Origin of the sequence: Sporosarcina limicola (assembly GCF_014873855.1) — a bacterium.
GTDB classification, from domain to species: domain Bacteria; phylum Bacillota; class Bacilli; order Bacillales_A; family Planococcaceae; genus Sporosarcina; species Sporosarcina limicola.
The window spans coordinates 13,391-38,600 of the sequence record NZ_JADBEL010000015.1 but is presented as its reverse complement, the minus strand read 5'-3'; the positions used below and the strand labels follow the sequence as shown (position 1 = coordinate 38,600).

The window sequence follows — 25,210 nt, the reverse complement described above, 5'->3', positions numbered from 1 at the left end:
ATCTTAATCCATTACTTGGTTAATCTGAAGGAACTACAGAAATTTTTCAATTTTCTTAAAAAGGCCTTTTCAATCACATTTTTGTTAGTTTGTTTTTTAGGAATTTAGTTTCCGGTTTTAGTTGGAACATTACAACTGTTAAAAACACAAGAGCCAAATGGTGACATATCAGCGTTAGCACTAAAAGATGCAGTTACATCCATTCTTTGAAGATCTAATAAACCTGTCATGTTTGTCACCTCCTTTAATGTGGATATCCCTATACTAATCCATTATTTAGTTAATTGCAATAGATTACAAAATTTCTTTTATTTTCTAAAAGGTATAATTGTAAAATGAACCATTTTTTAACTAATTAATTTTCTTTTTTATTTCTTCAATTTTTATGGCAAACGCGTAATCGATGTTCCTTTTGTTTTTCCGGAACTTTTGTACTTAGTCGTTTTGGTAGTTAGCTACTTTATTTTCTTAACAATAAACAAGAGGAAAATGAGTACATAGTAAAAGATGGTTCCACATTTCTCATTCCAAACTAGGAATGCCAGGCTGACTTTCTTGTCCGCAATTTGTCCGCGTAATTAATTTTCTGTACCAAACCTATTTTACTGAATTGATTTACCAATTCGCTAAAACCTTCTTAAATCAAACTTATTTCCAGCTTAACCAGTTTATTTAAGGGATACAAAAACGACAAAGTAGGGGTCGCTGGTTCGAGCCCAGTCGGGATCATAATGATGAACACTTGGTATATAAGGGTTTATAGAGAAATACCCCCATTTGTGTGAACTATACTCCTTTCCCTTTTACTGTACATATAAAGATGAGATAGTGATAAAATGCAGCGGATTTGGAATTTGAGAAGATGTGGAATGGCGATTTAATATGTTCTTTTGAGCATATTAGTTGTTGCCCCTTTATGCTTAGTATTGTTAACAAGCGTTCATCCAGAAGAACAGTCCGAATGGCTTTTACCGCTTCAGGCGATCGTAAATGCCAAGCTCAATCAGGTCATTTTGAATACGATTTTACTTGGATTATTTTTCAAAAGAGTGGACAAAAACCACCGTCTTTAGACGGTATATGCTTTAGTCTTATCTTTTAGTTTTTGAGCTTTGTTTTTGATTTTTATCTTTAGTGGGCTTTAGCCCAAATAGATTCCACCTACTTTAGTAGGTGGTTGTTCAATAAAATGTTTGCAGAGTTTGGGACGCCCGCTACGTTTGGCCGACAAATCGGATTTTACGTATTAACGAGTGAAATCCATAAATATGTTTCAAATTGGCCAATTGACTTTGGAAAGACAACCTCACTTGCGTCTGTTCTACTTGCTATATGTAAGTTGTTTTGGTATATGCAAACTATTATTTCTAGAAAGTTTCAAGACTCTACAATTGGCGGAAAAGGTGGTCGTCAATCTAACGTTGTACTGACTGGATGGAAAAAGGTGGATCTTTGGGGTTACATTATAGTCCTCTTAGCAATATCGATGGGAGTACCTTACTTCTCTATAATTGTTGGGTCGTTGCAAAAGCTCCGGGGGAACGGATTGCAATGGGGGGAATTTCACGATGGCCCACTATAGCGAGCTGTTGAGCGTTGGTTCCCCTGGTCTAAAAGCATTGACAAACAGCCTAGGATTAGCACTATTAGCAGCGACAGTTGCTGCATTACTCGGATTATTTCTAGCACTTCAAATTGGTCGTGCAGAAGAGATTTCACAGCGACTTATTGATTTATTGGGTTTATTACCAAACACGATTCCAGGAATTGTGCTTGTTGTCGGTCTCATTTTACTTTGGAATGCACAGTGGATGCCGATACCTCTATATAATACATATGGATTTGTGGTAGTAGCCTATGTTGTGTTATTTTTCCGAAGTACGGAGTGCCTGTCACCGAAACAATCATGTTAGTTCAAACAAACATGACTTTTCAAACTTTCTCATTTTAATAAGTGACAGGCACTGGGTACTTTAAATTCTCAAAGGAACCAACACAATCGAACGAATTGCAGCGTCGGCCGCGATGATGGAGTGGCTCGCTTCGAATAAAGGAATGAACATCATCGCATCACATGATATTGAACTAACTGAAATGGCGAGATCTGCATACACGAACTATCATTTCAGGGAATCAATCGAAAATGGAAAGGTTCTGTTCGACTATACTGTCCACCTAGGTCCATCAGAAACGAGAAATGCCATTAAGCTGCTAGAAATACTTGGCTACCCAGAAAGTGTCACGGATAAGGCGAATACGTTAGCTGAAAACTTTACCCATCGACGTGAATGGGAAGCGATTGGTTTAGTGAAATAAGAAAACTTTCGCGAGCTTGGGACTCGCTCAATTCAGTGTAATTCCAATTGTTTGTAACAATTGAATGCGATGAAAGTAGCTCCTTCTTCCTGAATAAGGACCTCATTCCACGATGTATCTGGTGCTCTCAACAGCAGGGGATGTTTTGTTTCACTATGAATGGAGAGGGGTATTTTGATGATTTCTACATGGTCTAACCATGGACGCTCCCCGTAATAGTTTGGAAAGACATCAAGACGAATCATATTCTCATCATGACGTATTAATTGGAAGGGGCCACAACCAATAGAATGGGTTTTGAATTCTTCACTCCTTTTGAAAAATTCAATTGGCACAATGGAGGCTTTCTTATTGGACAAATATCTTGGAAAAAGAAAGTTCGGCTCCTTTAGATGGAATTGGATGCTAGTTTTTGTTAGAGTATCAATCTTTTTTATACTTAGTTAAGTTGAACATAGGATATACCCGTGATCTCCAACGAAGGTGTCTACTGGGCTTATCGCGGGAGGCATCCCCAAGCGCCGAGCGTTGTTAGTAGGATTCTATAGTTCAACATATATAGTTAAAATTGGTTCGTTATTTTTTTGATAATGCCTTAGAACCTAATATGTTAACGTATAAATTATTTTTGGACAGCGCATAACTCTAGGATGCAGATGCTATTATAATCGAACGAGAACCTGATACCCGGAACTTTTCGGAATGATTGTCATTACGAGAAGACTGTGGCAACATGTAAGTAAGGGGTTTGTAAATATTCCTTATACACTAGAATCACCAATAACGAATGGAGGAAATGAAATTATGTCAAACTTGCCAAATTGCCCAAAATGTAATTCAGAATACACTTACGAAGATGGAAGTGTATTTGTTTGCCCAGAATGTGCGCATGAGTGGACTTTAGAATCGGAAACTGAAAATAGTGAAGAAAAAAGGATTGTTAAAGATTCAAATGGCAATGTCTTAAATGATGGTGATTCAGTAACAGTAATTAAAGACCTTAAAGTAAAAGGAAGCTCATCAGTCGTAAAAGTAGGTACAAAAGTAAAAACTATCCGTTTGGTTGATGGGGATCATGATATTGATTGCAAAATTGATGGTTTTGGGGCTATGCAGTTAAAATCTGAGTTTGTTAAAAAGCTCTAAGTTTCGATTAATTGATAACAAGAACGTCCGTTAAAGTTGGTTTGTAACTTAATGGGCGTTCAACTTTTTAAGGGATTATACTAGTCGTTGCTTTATCTCGACAATGGCTGAAATCCGTTAACTTAAATAGCTTTTATTCTCAATTTGCCAAGTGAACTATATTGAGAACTAGTTATCAAGAGGGTATTTCAAATATGATTCTCGAAGTACTATAAGCTCTCGGAGTTCCTAGAGTGAAATCAGCGATATATCCGATTATTTACTGGGAATTAGGCATGATTGATAATCTATATAAGTTGAATTTAAGTTTTATACTTTTATTAACAGGCGTGTTGATTATCCAGAAAATTTGGGAATATGGTATTCTGTTTCATAGGGAGCGCCTCTTCTCGTAAATTGTTTGGTAGTACTTACATCTTACAAGAGAGCGTTCCTTTTTGTCGATTTTTTATGGAAATTTATTCATAATCAACACGTCTGGTTTTTTTGCTTTGCCAATCTATGCTTGTCTTCAAAATCTAAGAAGAAAATGTCATTAATACCCCACCCCTCCAATATAATTAAATTTATCTTCTTTATCGTTTAAATTCTTTTTTTAACATATATTTGAAATAAAATGAGTGTTCATGTTAATATAAAAGAAAATCAAAAGGAGTATAGTATGAAAAATAAAAAGTTATTCTTAGCAAGCCTAACAGCACTAGTCGCTATTCCTTCAGCAGTTTATATTGTTCCTGCAAATGATCATGTCGAAGCGGCTAAAGTAGATAAAAGCACTTCCCATGAAGGGATATTCAAAGATGTATCAAGCGAAAGTCCTTATTTTGAAATCATTAATGAAATGCATAACTTAGGCTATATTAGCGGTTACCCTGACGGTACATTTAAGCCAGAAGAAAATATTAGCCGTAAACATGTAGCTGCCCTATTATCAAGAGTTTTACCACTTGAACCAGTAAGGCAATCAAAAGAGTTTAAGGATGTGCAAAAGACACATCTTCACTATGATATCATTCAAAGAGTCCAAAGAGCAGGAATCATGGATGGAGATCAAAATGGAAACTTCAACCCAGAGGCTTTCTTAACACGAGTACAAATGGCTAAAATCATCGACTTAGCTTTTGATTTATCCATAAAGTCAGAAATAGATTTTAAAGACGTACCGCCAGCTCATTGGGGAAACCGGCATGTACGCGCTTTATATTCAAACGGTATTACAACCGGTTATCAAGGGGAGTTTAAACCAACTGAAAAAGTGACGCGTGCGCATTACGCTGTATTTCTTCACCGCGCTTTGAATCTTGGAAATGAGGATCAGCTTGCACAAAAACTTCAAGGTCAGTTTAGCGATATATCAGATAAAACCCTCGAAACATCATTTGATGAGGGAGTAAATATGATGTTGAGTATGATAGGACAAAAAATTACTTACGGCGAACCAGGCCATCTGATTACTGATGGCGAGGTCTATGCTGCCACCATGCAAGGAACACAAAGGCAAGCCCAAATGGCTCGTGAGAACATTCTTTATTTAAAACGATTTGTCAAAAAAGATTCTGAATTCGAAAAGATATTAGACCGATGGTTTGAAGGTGATTTTTCAGAAGTGAAAAATGATATTTTCACTTTACTAGCACAGGATGCAGATAATATGGCAGGAGATAATTGGAATGATCCTTCTCGTATCAGCATTGTAACGAAAGAGGCTGAAGAGCATTATGTTTTAAAAATACATGGAGACGAAGCATTAAAAAGACACAAAGAGCAATATAAGTAATCTAAACTACACCTGATCATTATTAGATTCCATCAGTAATATCTGCGATTCCTCGTTCTAGGCAACCTGCGAATCCCGAGAGGACCCTGTGAGCCATAGCAGACTGAACGTTTGTTAGAATGGCCAGAGTCCATACTTGCTCTCATAGCCGATACACCAGCAAGTTTTTTTGCGTCTCCAACTCTCACTACAGCTTGATCTAATTCTTATAAAATGATGTATCGCCTGTCCAAGCTAAGTTATAAAGGAATGCTGTTGCTCCTGCAGTGTAGCTTAGGCCTAAGGCCTAAGGCGTTATCGGAAACGCTCCCATTAACCGCACCATCATTTAACATGGTCTGTTTAGCTTGGGTAATATCGACAGATGTTGCAAGGGCACCTGAAAAGTCTGCAGCTTTATGAAGTTCGGAAGCTAGATTATATCTGATGAAATTTTAATAATACTCAGTTATTTCCAGAGCATCCGTTTTGAATTGGGAAGCCGGAATACTTGCAAAAGATTTGGTGTATAAAGTAGCATGAGCAGCCAATGATAGTCCCATCCCTGTGAAAGCATTATAACCAGATGAACCGAATGGTTTTCTTAAAGAAGTCTTACCTCCACCAATCGAAATCGAAGCTTTTCCTGAATTTACATAAGCGTATTTATCAAGTACTGAGCCAGCAATATTGGAAATAATAGTTCGATATTGGAAAGATTTATCGAAGGAAATGAAATGGAATAGAAATTGGATTATTATCTCGAGTTGGAGTGGGAATCCGGTAATTGCAGATATAAGTAAAGTTGAAACTCCAATTTATTATGATTATGTTGGAGGAGAATTTTCACCAAAGCTCCTAGTGGATTCACTGGAGAAATTCGACTACTTTTTATCTGTATGGCTAGATAAACATGATGATAGGTACTATAAAAACGGAGAATATCAATCTGATTTCTCGGAAGTGCGCTAGATGGAAGCAGTTTTTAGTAAAAACCGTCCATGAAACGATTAAAGTAACCTTATTCAATTGATACCATCCGAATTGAATCGGTTCAATTCAATAAAAACACAGTGCTCAGAAAACAAAAAATAATCTTATAACCAATGTCTCTCACGACCTTCGCACGCCTTTAACATCTATACTTGGCGCTTATTATAGAAGACAACTATAAAGATGAAGTAGAACTTAGGTATTATATCGATATTGCTTATGAGAAATCTACGAAACTGCGGAGGCAGGTATTCAAAAGAAATCGGAAAAACGTCCATAGTGCAGGGTTAGTTATCTACGGAATTAATAAATGAATAATCAAAAATCCCAGGTTTACAAACAATTTAAAGTTGTTTGTAAACCTGGGATTTATTTTTCAGCTAAGCAATTTGACATAAATAAGATTCAGAATTGTCTCCGTGCCAGGCACCCGTTGTCACTTTACATCAGCTTCACTCAACGGAATGTCGAGTGCTTTTGCAACGCCATCACCATAAGCTGGATCGGCCAAGTAACAATGTTTAATGTGTTTGATTTTAATTTCTGTTGGAGCGTCGCCCATATTCCGGGCTGTATTAGCGAACAGTACTTCTTTTTGGTCATCATTCATTAGGTTGAATAGTTTACCTGGTTGTGTGAAGTAATCGCTATCGTCCTCACGGAAATCGTAGTGACCTGCATCACCGCGTAGTTTTAGCGGCGGTTCTCTGAAATCGGGTTGCTCTTGCCATTCGCCATGGCGATTCGGTTCATAATGAACTGTACTGCCTTTATTGCCGTCGACTCGCATTGCTCCGTCACGGTGGTAGCTATGGAATGGACATTTAGGAGCATTCACTGGAATTTGATGATGGTTGACGCCTAAACGGTAACGCTGCGCATCCCCATAAGAGAATAATCTACCTTGCAACATTTTGTCAGGAGAGAAGCCGATACCTGGTACAATTGCAGCAGGTGTAAAAGCTACTTGTTCTACTTCAGCGAAATAGTTTTCGGGATTTCGATTTAGCTCAAACTCTCCAACTTCAATAAGAGGGAAGTCTTTTTTATACCAGACTTTTGTAAGGTCGAATGGATTATAAGGCATATCCAAAGCTTCATCTTCCGTCATCACTTGGATATACATTTTCCATTTCGGGAAATTCCCATTGTCAATGCTGTTCAATAGATCCCTTTGATGAGATTCGCGATCTGTTCCAATCAATTCTCCCGCTTCTGCATCTGTCAAATTCTCAATACCTTGTTGGGAATGAAAATGGAATTTAACCCAATGGCGTTCGTTTTGAGCATTAATCATGCTGTATGCGTGGCTACCAAACCCATGCATATGCCGAAGTGTTTTCGGAATTCCACGATCACTCATGATGATTGTTATTTGGTGAAGTGCTTCAGGCAATGAAGTCCAAAAGTCCCAGTTGTTTGTCGCACTACGCATATTTGTTCGTGGATCGCGTTTAACGGCGTGGTTCAAGTCTGGAAATTGTAAAGGGTCTCTAAAGAAAAAGACCGGAGTATTGTTTCCGACAAGATCCCAATTTCCTTCCTCTGTATAAAACTTCAAGGCAAATCCACGAATATCCCGCTCGGCATCTGCAGCCCCGCGTTCACCAGCGACTGTGGAGAAACGGGAGAACATTTCCGTCTGTTTCCCAATCTCAGAGAAAATCTTCGCTTTCGTATACTTCGTAATATCATTTGTTACGGTAAATGTACCATGGGCTCCAGAACCTTTCGCATGCATCCGGCGTTCAGGTATAACCTCTCTATCAAAATGTGCGAGTTTCTCTAGGAACCAAACATCTTGCAATAACATCGGTCCTCTAGGTCCTGCGGTCATTGAGTTTTGGTTATCGACAACGGGTGCACCCGCTGCTGTTGTTAATTTCTTATGATTGTCATTGTTAGTCATTTCAAAACGCCTCCTTATGTAGTAGAAGTGCTGTGTTCACTAATTACTATATCAAATGCAATTATCAATTACTACTAATTAGATTATAATTATTATCATTAAGTAATTATATTAATCAATAAAGTATGTCTTTGACCGAAGCTCCACTCACCATTTACAATATCTTAATCTATTATCCATTCTAACTTTACATTCCTTTGCTAAGGTAAATGTAGATTGAAAGGAAGGAAGTAGATACATATGAAAAAATCAGTAATAGCAGGTTTAACTGCGATAGGGCTCTTATTTTCAACGGGAGCACCGATAAATGCAATGGCGGAGGTGCCTTCATTTTTTCAATACGAGGGCTCATCATTACCAATCACACAAATTGGGCACTATGATAGTCTCGCAGGTAAAGGCGGCACTGAAATCCTGGCATACGATCCAATTTCGAAGCAGGCTTTCGTAACAAATGGCGCTGAGTCCGGGATTGATATACTTTCTTTTGCAGATTTGCAAAATGGCAAGTTTTCAAAGGTTAAATCAAAAAAACGGGTCTATTTGAAGGATTTGGGCATGGATCGTGTTAAAGATATTACTAGTATAGCTGTCCATCCAACTGATGATTTGATCGCAGTGGCGGTAGTCAGTGATCCAAGTACGGATCGTGGTTACATTGCATTTCTTACAAAGGATGGGGAGTTTTTAACGAAAGTTCAAGTGGGTTCCTTACCTGATATGGTCACATTCACACCGGATGGTAAAAAAGCTGTAGTTGCCAATGAAGGGGAACCAAGCGTGGATTACTTAGTAGATCCAGAGGGGTCTATCTCGGTGATTGAAATTCCAAAAAAGGTGAAAAAAGGGGCGGTAATCACCGCTAAAATGCTCACATTTGACAAGGTATCACTAGATGATAAGGTACGTGTCTCTTCAAAAGGGACGATCGCGCAACAGCTTGAGCCGGAATACGTCACCATTTCCCCCGATAGCAAAAAAGCTTTTATTTCGTTACAAGAGAATAATGCAATTGCGGCAGTTGATCTTGAAAAGGACCAAATAATCGATGTCAAAGGCCTTGGTGTCAAAGATCACTCAATCGCAGGCAACGAACTTGATGCGAAGAAAAACGGCAAAACCGAGATTGAAAAGCTTCCTCTTCTTGGCTACTATATGCCTGATGCCATCGATTCATTTACAGTTGAAGGAACGACATATATCCTAACTCCCAATGAAGGAGATTCGCGTGATTATGAGGCTTATTCCGAAGAGGTTAAAATCAAGAAAGTGAAAGATGAAATTAAGTTGAACGCTGATCATTATCAAGGTTATACACAGGATGAATTAGACAAACTTGTAGAAGAGGGATTGTTGGATGAACTAGCAGATACGACTATTACGAAGGAAAATGGGAAAGTCGACGGGAAATATGAATCACTCTATACATATGGTGGTCGCAGCTTTTCGATTTTCAATGCAGATACGATGGAGCTCGTATATGATAGTGGCTCTGAATTCGAGCGCGTCATTGCAGAAGCCTTACCGAAATATTTCAACACTACTCATGATGAAATATCTTATGATAAACGAAGCGCATCCAAAGGTCCTGAACCGGAAACTGTGGTCCATGGAATGATTGCTGATAAACGATATGCATTTATCGCCCTCGAACGGCTCAGCGGGATAATGGTCTATGATATCACTGTTCCACAAGAGGCGAAGTTTGTTACTCTGATTTCCAGCCGTGATTTCAGCGGAGACATCGAAGGAGATGTGTCGCCAGAAGGGTTGCAATTCATCCCTGCTGATGTAAGCCCAACCGAAGCGCCATTATTGGTTGCGACTCATGAAATATCAGGGACAGTGGCCGTTTATGAATTTGGAGGGAAAATAGAACGGGGAGTTAACCCGAAAGAAAACGCTACCCGGGCTTATGCAGCGAAAGTCATTTCACTTATGCTGAAAAAACTAGGGAAATAATCTTCGCTGCGAAGGCATCGAATACTACATTCGGAAAAAAGCGCTCTTATACAGGGCGCTTTTTTGTATGTGGATAAAATGAGGATTTAACCAGTATGAATCTGATCATATGAGAAATGATAAGCTTCTTTTTTGGGTCTTAATAATAAAAAGAACAAGGTTAGTGGCCCAATACGACCCATGAACATGACGACGCATAGTATCACTTCTCCAAGAGGACTTAAATCTCCGGTAATTCCCATCGACAAACCAACCGTTCCAAACGCAGAAAAGACTTCCATTGCAAGTGGCAGTAAAGGGGCTTTCTCTGTAATAGTCAATAGAAACAAAGACCCGAAAACGGCCATTGAACTGACCGTTGCAATTGCTAAAGAACGAAATATGATCTCGATTTTAATAGACTTACCAAATAAATGAGGTTCGCGGATTCCTCTGAAATATGAAAGGGTAGCCAAGATAATGACCATAAAAGTCGTCAATTTTATTCCTGAAGCTGTCGAAGCACTGCCTCCACCTATGAACATAAGTAGCATCATATATAACAAAGAGGATTCCTCCATATCACCAATTGGGATGGTGTTGAATCCCGCAGTACGTGGAGAAACGGCTTGGAAATAGGATGTGAGTACTTTGTCTGACAATGAAAAGTCGCCAATTGTATTTATATTATTAAATTTTAGAGTAAACAAAATGATAGTTGAAAAAGCAGGCATGAGAAATGATTTTAGAATTGAGAACATTAATAATAGTATCTCTTCTTTCTTGGCAACAACTTTTTAGTAGAATAGAAGAAAGGCCTATTTTATAAAAGAGGGAGGGCTTGTATTTCTTACGCTGGCTAGTGTGTTGACAGGGTACTCATCATTGCAATTCACTCGTTTATCATAATTGTGTTATAATATAAAACAATTGTATTGAGTGAATTGAATGCACTCACCATGGTCGAATGCCTTCTATAAAAAATGAATACTGGAGAGAGAAAATGACGATTAAAAGTAAGTTAATATCAACTTTTCTATTTGTTTTTATTGTTTTAGGTAGTATTCAAGTCTATTTGATTACTCAAATGAATAACTACAATAACACGATGGAGAGAATTAAGGATGAATCAATCGAAAAAGTGTTAAAAGCTGAACGGTTAAAATTGGATGTCGTTCAAGTCCAACAATGGCTCACAGATATAAGTGCGACAAGAGCAGCAGAAGGCTATGATGACGGTTTTATTGTAGCCGATACATATATAATCGATTTCAATGAGACGTTAAATGAATTAAAGGAACTGGAATCAAAAATTGGCAATAAAGAAATGGATACTTTCAAGCAAACCTTTAAAGAATTCCATGAAACCGGAAAAGAAATGGCAGAAGCATACATCGCGTTTGGTCCTGAAAAGGGAAATGTCTTGATGGCTAAATTTGATGCGTATTCAGAAGGGATAAATGATAGTGTAGACGTCTATTTAAATGATACGATTGAACAGCTCCATCAAGATATTAATCAAATGCATCAGAGGACGGAAACAAATACACGATACACAGTAATTATTTTGGTAATAGGACTCACTGTAACAGCTTTTATTAGCTTCTTTATAATTCGCTCTATCATGACTAATCTAAGAGATGTGAAAAATAGTGCTGAAATAATTGCAAATGGGGATTTAACAACGCCGATTGTGAGAATTCCAAAGGATGAGATTGGCGAACTGGGGATTTCATTTGAGCATATGAGGAACCAATTAAATGCATTAGTGCTGTCTATTAGCAGTCAGTCCAATCAAATAACGACAAATAGCATGGATTTAGATACTAGAGCGATGCAAACAGAAGAGGCAGCGATGCAAATCGCTTCAGCTATGAGTGAGATAGCAAGTGGGATTGAGCATCAAGCGGGCCAATCAAATCAGATACTTGAAGCAATTGGAGATACTGCGAATCGTGTGGAAAAAGGAAATACATTAGTAGATAATACGCTTCAAGTAGCAAAAAATTCGACAATTATGGCTACGGAAGGTAAAGAAAGTATTGGGAAGAGCATTGTTGTCTTAAATCAGACAGTTTACGATATAGAAGTAGCTACACAAAACGTACAAGCGCTCGGAAAACATTCGGAGCAAATTGGTGGAATCGTTGAGTTTATTCAAGGTATTTCGAAACAAACGAACTTGTTAGCACTGAATGCTGCAATCGAGGCTGCACGAGCAGGGGAACACGGAAAAGGATTTGCCGTCGTAGCAGAAGAGGTTAGAAAATTAGCAGAAGAAACGACAGATGCAACGACACGAATTTCGGATATCATTAATGAAACACAAAAAGATACACAGACATCAATTACGCTAATGGAAAAAAATCTAGGGAAATTCGAACAACAAGTGGCTGTTATCCAACAAAATAGTCAAACATTGCAAAATATCGTTGAGCAAGTACAAGAAACAGAAGATAATGTCCAGCAGCTAAAAGAAGTTTTTGACAGCATTAATATGAATACATTAGACGTTCAAAGAAAGATTGAAAACATTTCAGCAATTATCGAAGAAACATCAGCAGGATCAGAGGAAGTGTCAGCGTCTACTGATGATTTAACGAGAATTATCAAGGAGATAGCCTCGACAATTGAAGGACTCGCCAAGATAGCTACAGAATTAAATGATGAAATTAAAATATTCAAAGTGAAGTAAATGTCAAGTGTTGATTAAGAAAAAAGCAGTTACCCCAAAACATATGGAGTGGCTGTTTTTTGCGTTTTTGGCATATTGAATTACAATAAGGAGACTATCGTATAGAAAGGATACAATATAAATTGCAGCTTATACTAACATTTGTCATTCTAGGTATTACTATTTTATTATTCATGAGCAATCGCGTTCGGGCGGATCTTGTCGCGATTCTTGCCCTATTAGCTTTTGTACTTACAGGTATTTTAAATCCGAATGAAGCCCTTGTCGGTTTTTCCAATTCAGTTGTTATTATGATTGCTAGCTTATTTATTGTTGGAGCGGGGATTTTACGTACAGGACTGGCACAACAGGCAGGGAATTTACTTCTGCGCTATTCTGCGGACAGCGAGAAGAGATTGTTCATATTGTTACTTGCCATCGCAGCCACTGTGGGTGCTTTTATGAGCAATACTGGGACAGTCGCAATCATGTTGCCGATTGTTGTAAGTGTTGCCATTAGCATTAATAGTAGCCCATCAAAATTTTTAATTCCTTTATCTTATATTGCTAGTTTTTCAGGGCTATTAACATTGATTGCATCACCGCCGAACTTGATTGTTAGTCAAATGCTTGTTGACCATGGCTTTGAAAAATTAGGTTTTTTCGAAATTACGCCAATTGGTATCATCGGTGTTATTATAGGGATTATTTACTTGTTTTTGATTCGCAATACACTGCTTCCAAATGGGGAAAACCGAAATAGTTCGAAAGATGGACACCAACTTTCACCGAAGCAACTTGCAATCGATTATAAACTTGGAGGTAATTTAATTCGGGTTAGTGTTCCAGAAGGGTCCGAAGTGATTGGGAAACGGTTAGGCCAATTAAAAATACCCGCTACTTATCAATTATGCATTTTGAAAATCAATCGCAAATCAATAGAGGGCATGAATCTATTGCCAATGACCTATCAAGAAATGGCAGGTCCGACTAGCATTATTCAACCGAAGGATATGCTTTATATTCAAGGACTCTTTGAAAATGTGGAGAGGCTTGCGAAGGACTTTGGACTTCTGATTGAGAAGGGAGCGTCGGATGCAGATGAGCTTGTGTCGAAACAATTGGGTATTGCAGAGGTGTTATTGACTCCACATTCCAAATTGATCAATGAAACAGTTCGTGGCATCAGTTTTCGGGAGAAATATAATTTGAATATACTCAGCATTAATCGGCAAGGGGAGTATGTGTTAAAAGAAATGTCAAAAGAGCGTCTTCGATTTGGAGATGCGTTATTGGTACAAGGTTCTTGGGAATCCATTGAACTGCTTGCAAGAGAGACAAAAGACGTTGTTGTAGTTGGACAGCCGAAAGAACATGCAAGTATTGCGGCAGCAAGTGGAAAAGCGCCGATTGCTGGAGCTATCCTGATAGTAATGGTAGCACTCATGATATTGGAAGTGTTCCCGGCTGTTATTTCGGTGCTGATTGGCGCAGTATTAATGATTATTACGGGTTGTTTACGCAATATGGATGATGCCTATGGACATATTAACTGGGAAAGTATTGTGCTTATCGCTGCGATGCTACCGATGGCGACAGCATTGGAAAAAACGGGGGGAATGGTGATTCTTTCAGAGGGAATCATTCAAATGCTTGGCGGATTCGGCGCGTTTGGTGTGCTTGCGGGAATTTATTTCATAACGATGGTGTTCGGTCAATTCATTAGCAATACGGCGACGGCTGTTCTTTTTGCACCGATAGCATTGAATGCAGCGCTTAGTATCGGCGTGAGCCCCTATACGTTTTTAATAGCGGTAGCCGTCGCTTCCAGCATGGCTTTTGCAACACCAGTTGCTTCTCCGACGAATGCATTAGTTATGACAGCTGGAGGCTATAAATTTATGGATTTTGTGAAAGTCGGTGTCCCGCTTCAAATAATCATGTTTGTCGTAATGATGATTGCGATTCCAATTTTCTTTCCGTTTTGAGTGAAAGAGCCAAGCGTTGGAACGGATTTAAACCGTTTCAGCACTTGGCTCTTTATTAAAAAGATAAGAAAAGTATATGTTTTTTGATATGGAACAGTGTCTAGGCTTCAGGCGCCAGACGCTCGGGTCATAAGCAGTCCAGCTATGGAGGGATAAAGTTCTATCCCTCCCGGGCAAAAGACCGCCGCGTCGCTGGACCGACTTATGCCTGTCGCATCTAAACGGCGCCTTGCGCTTTTCGTTGTTAATGTATGGCAGATTTGAATGTACCGCCATGTGTTTCCTGTGTGTTCATGATTGTCAAAAATGCTGAGGGATCGATATCATGTGCAATTTGTTTTAACTTGGAAATTTCAAGGCGAGTGACGACGACGTAAATGACGTCTTTTTCACTTTCGCTGAAGCCACCTTTACCGTGCAGTTTCGTTACGCTTCTACCAAGCCGTTCATTGATGGCTACCCCTAAATCCTCATGCTCGTCCGAAACGATAATGACCGCTTTTGTTTCGTCCAATCCTTGAATAACCGCATCAATCATTTTTGATGCGATGTAGTAGGTGATGATAGAATACATCGCTTGTTCTGAGCCTAAAACGAATCCTGCCCAACCAAAGATAAAGATGTTGAAAAACATAACAAATTCCCCCACAGAAAACGGGATTTTTCTTGTTAGTAAAATGCCGAGAATTTCTGTACCGTCTAGGGCTCCGCCATTCCGGATGACGAGGCCAACCCCCGCACCTAATAATAATCCACCAAAAACGGTTGCAAGAAGCGGATCGGTTACAAAAGCACTGACAGACTTAAGTGGAAATTCAATGATTGCTAATAGGGCGATTGCATAAGAGGATGAAATGAAAAAGTTCTTGCCGATATGCTTGTAACCGAAAAATAGAAAAGGTAAGTTGATAAGTAAAATCAGGATACCGAACGGAATACCTGTCATGAAATTCAATATGAGTGAGACCCCGATGATCCCCCCATCGATTACAGAATTGGGTATGAGAAAAAGTTCAAGTGCAACGGCGGCGAACGTAGTACCGAGCGAAATAAGTATGTATCGTCTAATCAAATGCGAAAGTGCCTCTTTTTTATGGTCTCTCTTCATAAGGTGATGAACTCCTTTTAAGTGGGATAGGGTGTAAGTCCGTACTCTTATATGGTGTTACGCCGGGGAAACGGACCCCAACATTATTTAATTCCATCTTTAAGTCTAAAGTAAACTGCCCGAACAAAAAAGGAAAAAAGCTTATATCAAGGATAAATGTTTACCGACATACCAGAATCGGCAAGTCATGGACCTTTCATACTTTCGATAATTCAAAAGTGAAATCGCTTTCATCTTTTTGAAAAGTGTGTTGACTTTATAACTTTGAAGCTTTATTATGCTAATAACGACTATATAGCGACAAGTTGTAATTTTACGATAACTCAGTTCGGAGGGATATGGATGGAACAGACAAGTGAGAAGAAAATAAAATTCTGGATGGCATTATTGCCGTTGTTCGTTATGATTATTGTGATGATTATTACCGTTGTAGAATTGAAACAGGGTCCGCATATGCCCTTGATTGTCGGAACGACGACTGCGGCTTTGGTTGCATGGAAAGCCGGTTTCAATTGGAAAGAAATTGAGGAAATGATGTACAAAGGAATACGATTGGCGCTTCCGGCAGTTGTCATTATCATGTTGGTTGGATTGACAATCGGTTCATGGATGGGTGGGGGAATCGTTGCGACAATGATCTACTACGGTTTGCAAATCATTACGCCATCATGGTTTCTTGTGACTATTACAATCATTTGTGCAATTGTTTCGCTAGCGATTGGAAGTTCATGGTCTACAATGGCAACAATTGGGGTTGCCGGTATGGGAATCGGGTTGAGCATGGGGATTCCAGCGGGGATGATTGCAGGTGCGGTTATTTCAGGCGCATACTTTGGTGATAAAATGTCACCGTTATCCGATACAACGAACTTGGCGGCTGGTCTGACTGGAACTCAATTGTTTGACCATATTAAGCATATGTTCTACACAACAATCCCAGGATTAGCGATAGCGCTTGGTGTTTATGCTTTTCTTGGTAAAAGATTTACGAATGGGGAAATGGAAGCGCTTGAAATTGCACAAACAGCAAACATTTTACAAGAAAGCTTTCTTATTACCCCGTATCTGTTACTTGTACCACTTGCGGTTATTGTAATGGTTGCGCTGAAAATCCCTGCTGTACCAGCACTTATCGTTGGAATTATACTAGGGTTCTTATCACAAGTTTTCATACAAGACGGTTCATTTGTCAATGCAATAACGGCATTGCAAGAGGGTTTTAAAATCGAGACGGGCAACGAAATGGTTGACGCACTCTTCAATGGTGGAGGGCTAGATAATATGATGTACACTGTTTCAATGACAATTGTGGCGATGACATTTGGTGGGATACTTGAATTCTCGGGTATGCTTCAGGCGATAATGAATCAGTTGTTAAAAGTTGTGAAATCGACAGCTACCTTGGTCACTTCAACAATTGCTGCATGTGTTATGACGAATGCAACTTGTTCGGAGCAATATATTTCAATTGTTGTACCTGCAAGGATGTTTAGTAAAGCTTATAAAGATAAAGGATTGCATTCGAAAAACCTATCCCGTGCCCTTGAGGATGGTGGAACAATTACTTCAGTGTTCATACCTTGGAATACATGTGGTGTGTTCATATTAGGTACGCTCGGTGTTGGTGTGGTTGAATATGGCCCTTATGCAATTCTCAATCTAGTCGTTCCATTCATATCGATAATTTACGCAATGACAGGTTTCTCAATTGTGAAAATGACTAAAGAGGAACTTTTGGAAAGAGATCGTGAACAGGAATTAGAGAAGCAGGAATCAGGTTTGATTTAATAAGTAAAGAAAGGAAAGTCCACAGTTAACGTGTGAACTTTCCTTTCTCTTTACGTATAAGTTGGGAAGTTGAACTCATAAAGGGCTCGGGGTCTTCCTTGTCGATAAGTCATTTCTTCTCCGATGATTTTCGCGTAATTGAACTCTACAAGTCTCTTCAATATCCGTTCTGCGGTTCTTCGTGTGACATTCAAGTGGAGTGCTAAATCATTTGCTGTAAATTGCTTTGATTGACGGGACTTGCTAAACGTCATCAGCTTTGAAATATTGCTCGGGCTTAGTTTTGTTTTTACTGCCATTTCAACGAGTGCAGGTTCATGTATTTTCATTTCAATTGTGCTATGTGATTGTGGAAATGGACCATGTAGTTTTTTGTTTGAATCGAGTACGTAAAAAGAATGATCATCCGTTTTTTTGATGAATTCCAATGCGAATTGTGCATTTTCGGTTGCATCGACAATCGTTTCACCACAACCAAATGCCAGTTTTGCTTGACTGTCTAACGTTTGATATAGGGTGAGAAATTCGTGGTTTTTGATGGAGTATTCAATATTTCCCATTGTGGTGAAAAGTGTATACTCACCTTGCTGCTCGCTCCATCGTGCTTGCATAAGGGTTGCTAGTTGTTCTACAACTGATTCAATATTTTGATTGTGCTCTCGAACTTGAATTACACCTACAGCAATTTGTGCGGAATTGCTCTTTTGTAAAATCGCTTGTTGTTTCGCAAGTTCAATACTTTGGACGATTGAACTTTCTGGGTCAATCATTTTAATGGTAGGGATGTTCTGTTGCTTAAGCTGTTCGTAAACAGCGTGAACACTAGTAATCGCCATATCTGTTTTACTTAGAAGGGATAGTTGTTCATGAAATGATGAAATATCTTGAATTACTTCATCATCCTGTAAGACATGGATAAAAGGGAGTTCAATTATTTGATTTAAGTCATTGATTACATGGTCGATATGTACTTTTTCTCGAATATCAATGGAAATCCGGTTTAAATCTAGTTGTTTTTGTGCAGCTAAATGGAGTAAAGTGATTGCAACAGCTGTTTCATCTTGTTTCAAGTATAATGTAGGAATAGGGAAATTCTCAATCGCTTTCTTCGCATAGGTATACGGCAGTGAACCTGAGAACAGGATTGCGTCACATGGTTTAAGTGTCCGTATTAAATGAGGTGCTTCCTGCGGTTCATTATAACGATACCAGTCAAGTTCAATATCATTGCGATTGATGACGAGTTGTTCTGTCCGACCACAAAAATCAGTCGATCCAATGATTGCAATTTTTACTTTCACAAAGAAGTCTCCTTTATTAGCGGCTATTTAACGACAATGATACAATGTACTAAACTAATTTACCAATAGAAAGGATTATATTCTATGAAAATTTCTGAAATTGAAATCTATGCGATTCATCTACCTCTTTATGAACCCTTTATTATTAGCTATGCTACTTACGATTATATGCCGTCCATTATTGTCAAAATCATAACGGATTCAGGTCATGTGGGTTATGGCGAAGGCGTTGCGGATGAACATGTGACAGGGGAAAGTTGGGAGAGTACTTTTGCGATTTTGAAAAACACGCTTGCTCCGGTGTTAATTGGAGAGAACCCTAGGAATATGGAGCGGATTCATAATCTAATGGATGCGACGATTTATGGTGTTCCTACAGCGAAGGCAGCAATTGACATTGCGTGTTATGACGTAGTAGGAAAGAGTTTGGGTGTACCTGTGTATGACCTTCTTGGGGGACGTTATCATGCAGAATTCCCAATTACGCATGTGTTAAGTATCGCTCCGCCTGAAGCAATGGCAAAAGAGGCTGAAGAAAAAGTGGCCCTCGGTTATCGATCTATGAAGATGAAAGTTGGTACACAAGTTGCGGAGGATGTGAAACGGATTCAAGCGGTCCGGGCACGTGTAGGTGAAGATATTGCAATTCGTGTGGATGTGAACCAAGGATGGAAAAATAGCGCCAATACATTACAAGGTCTTCGGGATCTTGAGCAGTGTTCACTTGATTGGTTGGAACAGCCTGTTCTGGCAGATGATATCGATGGAATGGTAGAAGTGAAGTCGAAATCGTCTGTGCCGGTCATGATTGACGAAGGCATGCGCGGCGTTCGTGATATGCGCGAGATTATTGCGAAACGCGCCGCTGATAAAGTGAATATTAAACTGATGAAATGCGGCGGGATTTATCCAGCAACAAAGCTTGCACATATGGCTGAAATGGCTGGTATTGAGTGTCAAATTGGTTCGATGGTAGAGTCTTCGATTGGTTCCGCGGCTGGATTCCATGTAGCATTTTCGAAAAAAGTCATGACAAGTGTTGAACTGACAGGTCCATTAAAATTCAGTAAAGATATAGGTAATTTGCACTACGATGTACCATTTATTCGCTTAAACGACAAGCCTGGATTAGGCATTGATATTGATGAACAGGTGTTAAGCGAGCTAACGGTGTTCTCTGAGAAGGTAAGCGGATGAATCGACGACATGTATTGGAGAGTGGACATGAAATCACTTTCAAACGAATGACTGTAGAGAATCTGGATGAAATCCTTTCACTTCAACGAAAAGTAATTGCTGCGTTAGCAACGGAATCCTTTTTACAACCATTGACGACGGAGGAATTTTTATTCGTTCTAAATGGAAGCGGACTAATGATCGGTGCATATATTGACGGGCAATTAATCGCTTTCCGGGCGATGCTGGAACCGGAATTGGATGATGAACATTTAGGCAAAGATGCAGGACTTCCGAAAAGTGAGTGGCCGCTCGTATTGTATTCAGAAATAACGAATGTCGATCCGGATTATCAGGGCAATGGTCTTCAATTACTATTGGGGAACATAATCATGGAGCAAGTTGATAACAAGCAGTTCCGTTATATCTGTACGACGGTTGCGCCTTTCAACATCGCCAGTTTGAAAGATAAATTCGCACTTGGGTTGCATATCGTAGCGTTGAAAGTGAAATACGGAAATTTACTGAGGTATATTTTGATGAAAGACCTAACGCAGCCGTTGGAAGTTAGATACGTATTAGAAGTCGGCCTGATTGCAATGGTCAATACGGAAGAACAGCAACAGTATCTGAACGAAGGCTGGATTGGGGTAGGAATGCTGAGAATAGAAGAAGTGTGGTACGTTCGATTTGAGAAACACTAAAAACAAGCTGATTGCCTCGTGCAATCAGCTTGTTTTATCTACATGTGAACAGCAAGATTATACAGAACATTCCTATCATTTTGCTGATCTCTATTGTCATAAGTCTGGTAAAGTGGTAAGATGCAATTCTGTCTTAAAACCCCAACATCTCTTCACGTAAAAAGTAGGACGCAAATACGCAAAATGGAGGAACTGTCTGATGCAGAAACATCCCGATTTTGAGTTTGAATTGCAGCGCCTTGATTACACCAAACAGTATATGCAGCAGTTATTAGAAGAATCGCGTCGTGATGTGAAATCCTCACAGGACCAGATACGGCGTTCAATGGCTGACTTGGATTATTTGGATTCCAGTTTAAGTTACATCAACATTCTAACAAATACTCGTTTTTTTGAAATGGCCCGATCTCAAAAAGAAGGATTGGAAGCGGTTCAGCAAAAGCCCTATTTCGCCCGTATCCATTTTAAAAAGGAAGATGAGGGTGATGAGCTTCTCTATATTGGAAAAACATCGTTATTTCACAGGGAAACACAGGAGCCAATCATTGTCGACTGGCGTTCACCTGTTGCAAATGTTTATTATGACGGCAGGCTTGGTGAACTTAGCTATCATGTACGAGAAGATGAATTCAAAGGTTATCTTTATTCAAAACGGCAGTATAAAATTGAGGAAGGCAAACTTCTTGATGTTCAGGATATCGATTTAACAACGAATGACGAGTTATTGCAGGAAGCGCTTTCTGGCAAAGCGGATGTCCGATTGACGGAGATTGTTTCGACGATTCAAGCCGAGCAAAATGCCATTATTCGGGCTCATTTAAAGCAACCGATTATCGTGCAGGGGGCTGCGGGCAGTGGAAAGACGACCATCGCACTCCACCGTATTTCGTATTTCCTCTATACGATGGGGGAAAACTTCCCGTCCGATAAACTGATGATTCTGGCACCGAGCAAGTTATTTATGGATTATATTGCAGATGTCCTTCCTGAACTTGGTGTTGGACGAATTTGTCAAACGACCTATGCGGAGTATGTATTGAATGCAACAAATTTGAAGCTGAAATTGACTGATCCGAATGCAAAGTTGGAAGAGCTAACACGAATAGCAACGATTGACGCGCTGGAACTATTCGTGACGCGAGTGAAAGGGTCGATGGAATACAAAGAGATTATGCAACGCTATGTGGAGAAACTCGAGCAGCAGATGACGCAATTGTTCGAAGACGTTTACATAGAAAAGTATCGGATTATGAAAGCTTCACGATTGAAAGTATTATTTCTTACGGAACTTGCTTATTTACCTGTCGAGAGAAGACTTGAACGTATCAAAATTATTTTGCAAGGGGATGTGAAGCGGAAACACAAACAACTCTTATTAATGTTGACGACCAAGTATGAGGAAGCATTGGATAAAGCGCTTTATGGCATCCGTGATGATGAAAAGCGAAAGGCGAAGCTAACAAAGATTATGGATGAACGGGATGAGCGAGTTCCTTCTATTGAAAAGGAGGGGAAGACAACAGCATCTGTCTATATGCGTCGGTTCAAAAAATTCAATGTGAAGAAACTATATAGGGAGTGGTTGACAGATAACCAACTTCACACAGAACTCGCATTTCATTGGACGGAAAAGGAGCGGGTTACGTTTGGTGCTGCCCAGAAGAAGGAAATCTGGGAACTTGAGGACTTGGCTGCCATCTATTATTTACATGCGAAACTGAAAGGCGTTGCAGATGAGTGGAAGATGCGAGTCGTTTTCATCGATGAAGTGCAGGATTATAGTGAATTTCAGCTCGCTTCATTGAAAGAGGGACTGGAAACGGATATGTTCACGATGGTAGGAGATCTTGCGCAGGGGATTCATAGCTACCGAGCGTTAACATCATGGGATCCTGTAAAGGCTTTATTTCCACGAGCAACTTATACGACATTGCAAAAAAGTTACCGTACGACGATTGAAATAATGGAGTTGGCCAATGAAGTACTTGCTCGGATGGATGAGGATTTACAGCTTGTTGAGCCTGTTGTCCGCCATGGAAGTTACCCGGAGTTTCATGAAATGGGGGAGTTGGATAGCGTTAAGACTAAAGCAATCTATGATGGCATCATTGAACGAGGCCATCGATCTGTAGCGCTCATCTCGAAAACTGTGGCGGAGGCTAAAACAATCCATGCCAAGTTGCATACGTCTGGAATGCCTGTCCAATTAGTAGGAGAGCAATCCGACATTACGGAGCATAGTCTACTTATTGTTCCAAGTCATTTGGCGAAAGGCTTGGAATTCGATGCCGTTATGATTGCCGCCTTTGACGATCCATTCCGAGATCATCCTATTGACCGGAAGCTGTTGTATGTCGCCATGACGAGACCGATGCATGAACTACATCTACTTTCATGCCAGGATTCCTTACAATAAAAAGCGTGTCTACACTTTCCAAACGGGAGTGTAGGCACGCTTTTATTCGATATGAGCGAATGCCTGTATCCAATTCATCCTTAACATAATCTTAACAAATAATTTACGAAAAGAGGATATAAGTCTTGTATGGAATTCCTTAAGATAAATATAATGACCTACTTTAATTGACCGAGGCACGGGAACAATTAAAAAGAAAAAACACAGGGGGAACAGCATGAGAGTTACAGTTGGAAAGAAACTATGGAGTGGCTTCTTTTCCATTCTACTTATTTTGATTGTTGTTGGCGTAGCTGGATTGTGGTCACTTACTAAAATGAATGGTGACTATCGCTATTTGATTGATGATAAATTAAGGAAAATAGTATTATTCGAGCAGTTATTAGCCAATCAAAATGAAAACTCTAGTAATATACGAGGTTATTTACTCTTTGAAAATGATAGATACTTGATAAAACACAATGAACTGATTGGTTCATTCAATGGGAAAGTGAAGGAATTGAACAGTCTCGTCCATACAAAATCTGCAAAGGAGTTACTTCATGAAGTGAAGGAGGCGGCATTAAGTTACAAAGAAATAACTGATTTCGTAATAAGCGATTCCAAAGATAGCGCTGGAAAAAATGCATTGAAATTGGCAACTGAGGGGGCGCTCTATCAGGATATTCTTGCTAAGAATATAGATGAATTGATCAAACATCAAGAAAAAGAACTAATTAAGACTGAAAAAGAATTGCGGGATGTATTGAAATGGATTCGCATACTGATTGTTGGTCTAATCGGATTTGCTATAGTAGTGAGCATCATCATTGCACGTATTATTAGCCGTAGTATCGCCCGTCCTGTTAGCAATATGACAAGGGCACTACAACAAATAGCTAGAGGTGATTTTTCAATTGAGCCTGTAAATATTCGCAACAAGGATGAAATCGGAGAAATGGCAATCGCTTTTAACGGGATGGTAAGAGATCTTTGCGGCATCATTGCGAGCACACGTGATTCGGCGGTGCGACTCGCTGTACAGGCAGAGGGATTAAATGCTAGTTCACAAGAAAGTCTTGCCGCTTCTGAGATGGTTACTGAAATCGCAGAGAAAAATAGGATTGCAAGCGGTTTACTAGTGTCCATCGCCGAGGATTCAAACGCCTCAATGATTGAGATGTTTTTAGGAATAGATCGAATCACAGCAGACAATGAAGCAATGTTTTTATCTTCTGAAAAGGTAGCTCGATTTGTAAATGAAGGGGCAGGCCTTATGAAAGATTTTACTTACCAAATGACGACAATCAGTACAACCATTGGGCAGTCTGTAGAAATAATGAGTGAAATGACCAATCATTCAGAGAAAATACGAAGTGTAACATCGCTTATAACAGACATCGCTATAAAGACCAATTTATTGGCATTAAATGCCGCGATTGAAGCGGCGCATGCAGGTGAACAAGGTAAAGGCTTTGCAATTGTTGCGGATGAAGTACGTAATCTAGCTGAACAAACAAAACAGTCAGCTGGTGAAATTGGTCGAATGATTGACACGATGATGCGAAATGTTTCGCAAGCTGTTTCTAGTACGAAAGACGGTAATCGTTACGTTGAAGAAGGACTGATTGTAACAGGTAAAACGAGTGAAGTATTTAACCGAATCGAACATGCAGCTGTGGATGTGAGTGAGAAAGTTGCAACAGTTTCTGAAGCAATTGAACAGATTCGGATGATAACTGAAGTAGTAGCAAGTGGCGCAGTGAAAGTTCGGCAACTTGCAATGGCATCTTTAACGGAAGCCCAATCAACAAGTGTAGCGACGGAAGAACAGTTAGCGGCAAACGAAGAGATTTCTTCATGTGCTCAAATGCTAGGGGAACTTGCGGAATTATTGCAAAGTGAGATGGGACGTTTTAATGTATAATAACTTTGCAACTGACAAGCGGAGTTTCACATATGTTAAACGTAGACATAAAAATGACAATCAGATAAAAAGCCATCCCATAAGTTGG

General features: G+C 39.5%; 21 protein-coding genes and 1 pseudogene. 16 read left to right on the top strand and 6 right to left on the bottom strand.

Annotated elements, in window-relative coordinates; genetic code table 11:
- Nucleotides 1-104 precede the first annotated feature (104 nt).
- Nucleotides 105-230, bottom strand: coding sequence for a hypothetical protein (locus H4683_RS21950; protein ID WP_275403083.1), 126 nt, complete (start codon nucleotides 228-230; stop codon nucleotides 105-107).
- A gap of 959 nt (nucleotides 231-1,189) precedes the next feature.
- On the opposite strand from H4683_RS21950, the gene H4683_RS22195 reads away from it, so the two are divergent.
- The 3 genes from H4683_RS22195 to H4683_RS13290 all read left to right on the top strand — a co-directional run bounded on the left by H4683_RS22195 (nucleotide 1,190) and on the right by H4683_RS13290 (nucleotide 2,316).
- Entirely contained in the window at nucleotides 1,190-1,582 is a 393-nt protein-coding gene (locus tag H4683_RS22195; RefSeq protein WP_192599310.1) for an ABC transporter permease family protein, read from the top strand.
- Nucleotides 1,569-1,913 carry a hypothetical protein gene (locus tag H4683_RS22190; RefSeq protein ID WP_192599309.1) on the top strand — a complete coding sequence of 115 codons (345 nt, stop codon included), beginning with the start codon at nucleotides 1,569-1,571 and terminating at the stop codon, nucleotides 1,911-1,913. Before H4683_RS22195 ends, H4683_RS22190 begins: the two co-directional genes overlap by 14 nt.
- 64 nt (nucleotides 1,914-1,977) lie before the next feature.
- The gene (locus H4683_RS13290; RefSeq protein ID WP_338062471.1) at nucleotides 1,978-2,316 is read left to right on the top strand and encodes a MutS-related protein; all 339 of its coding nucleotides are present in this window, start codon (nucleotides 1,978-1,980) and stop codon (nucleotides 2,314-2,316) included.
- Between the two features lie 32 nt (nucleotides 2,317-2,348).
- On the opposite strand, the gene H4683_RS13285 is transcribed toward H4683_RS13290, so the two are convergent.
- The gene (locus H4683_RS13285) at nucleotides 2,349-2,744 is read right to left on the bottom strand and encodes an ABC transporter substrate-binding protein (RefSeq protein WP_338062470.1); all 396 of its coding nucleotides are present in this window, start codon (nucleotides 2,742-2,744) and stop codon (nucleotides 2,349-2,351) included.
- A gap of 376 nt (nucleotides 2,745-3,120) precedes the next feature.
- On the opposite strand from H4683_RS13285, the gene H4683_RS13280 reads away from it, so the two are divergent.
- From H4683_RS13280 to H4683_RS13260, 5 genes and pseudogenes are all read left to right on the top strand, one after another.
- Nucleotides 3,121-3,462, top strand: coding sequence for a zinc ribbon domain-containing protein YjdM (locus H4683_RS13280; protein ID WP_192599361.1), 342 nt, complete (start codon nucleotides 3,121-3,123; stop codon nucleotides 3,460-3,462).
- Nucleotides 3,463-3,695: 233 nt separating this feature from the next.
- A complete protein-coding gene (locus tag H4683_RS13275; protein ID WP_192599308.1) occupies nucleotides 3,696-3,857 on the top strand; it encodes a hypothetical protein in 162 nt (53 codons plus the stop codon).
- Nucleotides 3,858-4,123: 266 nt separating this feature from the next.
- Entirely contained in the window at nucleotides 4,124-5,239 is a 1,116-nt protein-coding gene (locus H4683_RS13270) for an S-layer homology domain-containing protein (RefSeq protein ID WP_192599307.1), read from the top strand.
- A gap of 669 nt (nucleotides 5,240-5,908) precedes the next feature.
- Nucleotides 5,909-6,190, top strand: a complete 282-nt coding sequence (locus tag H4683_RS13265) for a hypothetical protein (protein WP_192599306.1) — start codon at nucleotides 5,909-5,911, stop codon at nucleotides 6,188-6,190.
- A gap of 103 nt (nucleotides 6,191-6,293) precedes the next feature.
- Nucleotides 6,294-6,462 (top strand): annotated as a pseudogene (locus tag H4683_RS13260) (histidine kinase dimerization/phospho-acceptor domain-containing protein); the annotation flags it as partial.
- A 185-nt stretch (nucleotides 6,463-6,647) separates the two neighbouring features.
- Here the strand turns inward: H4683_RS13260 and H4683_RS13255 are convergent.
- Nucleotides 6,648-8,120 carry a catalase gene (locus H4683_RS13255; protein WP_192599305.1) on the bottom strand — a complete coding sequence of 491 codons (1,473 nt, stop codon included), beginning with the start codon at nucleotides 8,118-8,120 and terminating at the stop codon, nucleotides 6,648-6,650.
- Nucleotides 8,121-8,360: 240 nt separating this feature from the next.
- Between H4683_RS13255 and H4683_RS13250 the strand changes: the two genes are divergently transcribed.
- Nucleotides 8,361-10,082 carry a choice-of-anchor I family protein gene (locus H4683_RS13250; protein WP_192599304.1) on the top strand — a complete coding sequence of 574 codons (1,722 nt, stop codon included), beginning with the start codon at nucleotides 8,361-8,363 and terminating at the stop codon, nucleotides 10,080-10,082.
- Nucleotides 10,083-10,168: 86 nt separating this feature from the next.
- On the opposite strand, the gene H4683_RS13245 is transcribed toward H4683_RS13250, so the two are convergent.
- Nucleotides 10,169-10,822, bottom strand: a complete 654-nt coding sequence (locus tag H4683_RS13245) for a potassium transporter TrkG (protein ID WP_192599303.1) — start codon at nucleotides 10,820-10,822, stop codon at nucleotides 10,169-10,171.
- Between the two features lie 242 nt (nucleotides 10,823-11,064).
- Here H4683_RS13245 and H4683_RS13240 point away from each other — a divergent pair, with 242 nt between their 5' ends.
- Both H4683_RS13240 and H4683_RS13235 read left to right on the top strand, forming a co-directional pair.
- A complete protein-coding gene (locus H4683_RS13240; RefSeq protein WP_192599302.1) occupies nucleotides 11,065-12,756 on the top strand; it encodes a methyl-accepting chemotaxis protein in 1,692 nt (563 codons plus the stop codon).
- A gap of 173 nt (nucleotides 12,757-12,929) precedes the next feature.
- Complete coding sequence (locus tag H4683_RS13235; RefSeq protein WP_192599360.1) at nucleotides 12,930-14,723, top strand: SLC13 family permease; 1,794 nt, start codon at nucleotides 12,930-12,932, stop codon at nucleotides 14,721-14,723.
- 244 nt (nucleotides 14,724-14,967) lie between these two features.
- Here H4683_RS13235 and H4683_RS13230 read toward each other — a convergent pair whose 3' ends face one another.
- Nucleotides 14,968-15,831, bottom strand: coding sequence for a YitT family protein (locus H4683_RS13230; RefSeq protein WP_192599301.1), 864 nt, complete (start codon nucleotides 15,829-15,831; stop codon nucleotides 14,968-14,970).
- Between the two features lie 342 nt (nucleotides 15,832-16,173).
- Here H4683_RS13230 and nhaC point away from each other — a divergent pair, with 342 nt between their 5' ends.
- Complete coding sequence (nhaC, locus tag H4683_RS13225; protein WP_192599300.1) at nucleotides 16,174-17,619, top strand: Na+/H+ antiporter NhaC; 1,446 nt, start codon at nucleotides 16,174-16,176, stop codon at nucleotides 17,617-17,619.
- 50 nt (nucleotides 17,620-17,669) lie between these two features.
- Here the strand turns inward: nhaC and H4683_RS13220 are convergent, their stop codons facing one another.
- Nucleotides 17,670-18,920, bottom strand: coding sequence for a transcriptional regulator (locus H4683_RS13220; RefSeq protein WP_192599299.1), 1,251 nt, complete (start codon nucleotides 18,918-18,920; stop codon nucleotides 17,670-17,672).
- Between the two features lie 84 nt (nucleotides 18,921-19,004).
- On the opposite strand from H4683_RS13220, the gene H4683_RS13215 reads away from it, so the two are divergent.
- The 4 genes from H4683_RS13215 (at nucleotide 19,005) to H4683_RS13200 (ending at nucleotide 25,122) form a co-directional block, all read left to right on the top strand.
- Nucleotides 19,005-20,117 carry a mandelate racemase/muconate lactonizing enzyme family protein gene (locus H4683_RS13215; protein WP_192599298.1) on the top strand — a complete coding sequence of 371 codons (1,113 nt, stop codon included), beginning with the start codon at nucleotides 19,005-19,007 and terminating at the stop codon, nucleotides 20,115-20,117.
- Entirely contained in the window at nucleotides 20,114-20,800 is a 687-nt protein-coding gene (locus H4683_RS13210; RefSeq protein ID WP_192599297.1) for a hypothetical protein, read from the top strand. Before H4683_RS13215 ends, H4683_RS13210 begins: the two co-directional genes overlap by 4 nt.
- Nucleotides 20,801-20,996: 196 nt before the next feature.
- Complete coding sequence (gene helD / locus H4683_RS13205; RefSeq protein WP_192599359.1) at nucleotides 20,997-23,216, top strand: RNA polymerase recycling motor HelD; 2,220 nt, start codon at nucleotides 20,997-20,999, stop codon at nucleotides 23,214-23,216.
- Nucleotides 23,217-23,433: 217 nt separating this feature from the next.
- A complete protein-coding gene (locus H4683_RS13200) occupies nucleotides 23,434-25,122 on the top strand; it encodes a methyl-accepting chemotaxis protein (protein ID WP_192599296.1) in 1,689 nt (562 codons plus the stop codon).
- Nucleotides 25,123-25,210 lie beyond the last annotated feature (88 nt).

What these genes read in the sequence shown, in the direction of transcription:
- H4683_RS21950 (WP_275403083.1), bottom strand. Translation starts at nt 230, where the DNA reads ATGACAGGTTTATTAGATCTTCAAAGAATGGATGTAACTGCATCTTTT.
- H4683_RS22195 (WP_192599310.1), top strand. Translation starts at nt 1,190, where the DNA reads ATGTTTGCAGAGTTTGGGACGCCCGCTACGTTTGGCCGACAAATCGGA.
- H4683_RS22190 (WP_192599309.1), top strand. Translation starts at nt 1,569, where the DNA reads ATGGCCCACTATAGCGAGCTGTTGAGCGTTGGTTCCCCTGGTCTAAAA.
- H4683_RS13280 (WP_192599361.1), top strand. Translation starts at nt 3,121, where the DNA reads ATGTCAAACTTGCCAAATTGCCCAAAATGTAATTCAGAATACACTTAC.
- H4683_RS13270 (WP_192599307.1), top strand. Translation starts at nt 4,124, where the DNA reads ATGAAAAATAAAAAGTTATTCTTAGCAAGCCTAACAGCACTAGTCGCT.
- H4683_RS13255 (WP_192599305.1), bottom strand. Translation starts at nt 8,120, where the DNA reads ATGACTAACAATGACAATCATAAGAAATTAACAACAGCAGCGGGTGCA.
- H4683_RS13250 (WP_192599304.1), top strand. Translation starts at nt 8,361, where the DNA reads ATGAAAAAATCAGTAATAGCAGGTTTAACTGCGATAGGGCTCTTATTT.
- H4683_RS13245 (WP_192599303.1), bottom strand. Translation starts at nt 10,822, where the DNA reads ATGTTCTCAATTCTAAAATCATTTCTCATGCCTGCTTTTTCAACTATC.
- H4683_RS13240 (WP_192599302.1), top strand. Translation starts at nt 11,065, where the DNA reads ATGACGATTAAAAGTAAGTTAATATCAACTTTTCTATTTGTTTTTATT.
- H4683_RS13235 (WP_192599360.1), top strand. Translation starts at nt 12,930, where the DNA reads ATGAGCAATCGCGTTCGGGCGGATCTTGTCGCGATTCTTGCCCTATTA.
- H4683_RS13230 (WP_192599301.1), bottom strand. Translation starts at nt 15,831, where the DNA reads ATGAAGAGAGACCATAAAAAAGAGGCACTTTCGCATTTGATTAGACGA.
- nhaC (WP_192599300.1), top strand. Translation starts at nt 16,174, where the DNA reads ATGGAACAGACAAGTGAGAAGAAAATAAAATTCTGGATGGCATTATTG.
- H4683_RS13215 (WP_192599298.1), top strand. Translation starts at nt 19,005, where the DNA reads ATGAAAATTTCTGAAATTGAAATCTATGCGATTCATCTACCTCTTTAT.
- H4683_RS13210 (WP_192599297.1), top strand. Translation starts at nt 20,114, where the DNA reads ATGAATCGACGACATGTATTGGAGAGTGGACATGAAATCACTTTCAAA.
- H4683_RS13200 (WP_192599296.1), top strand. Translation starts at nt 23,434, where the DNA reads ATGAGAGTTACAGTTGGAAAGAAACTATGGAGTGGCTTCTTTTCCATT.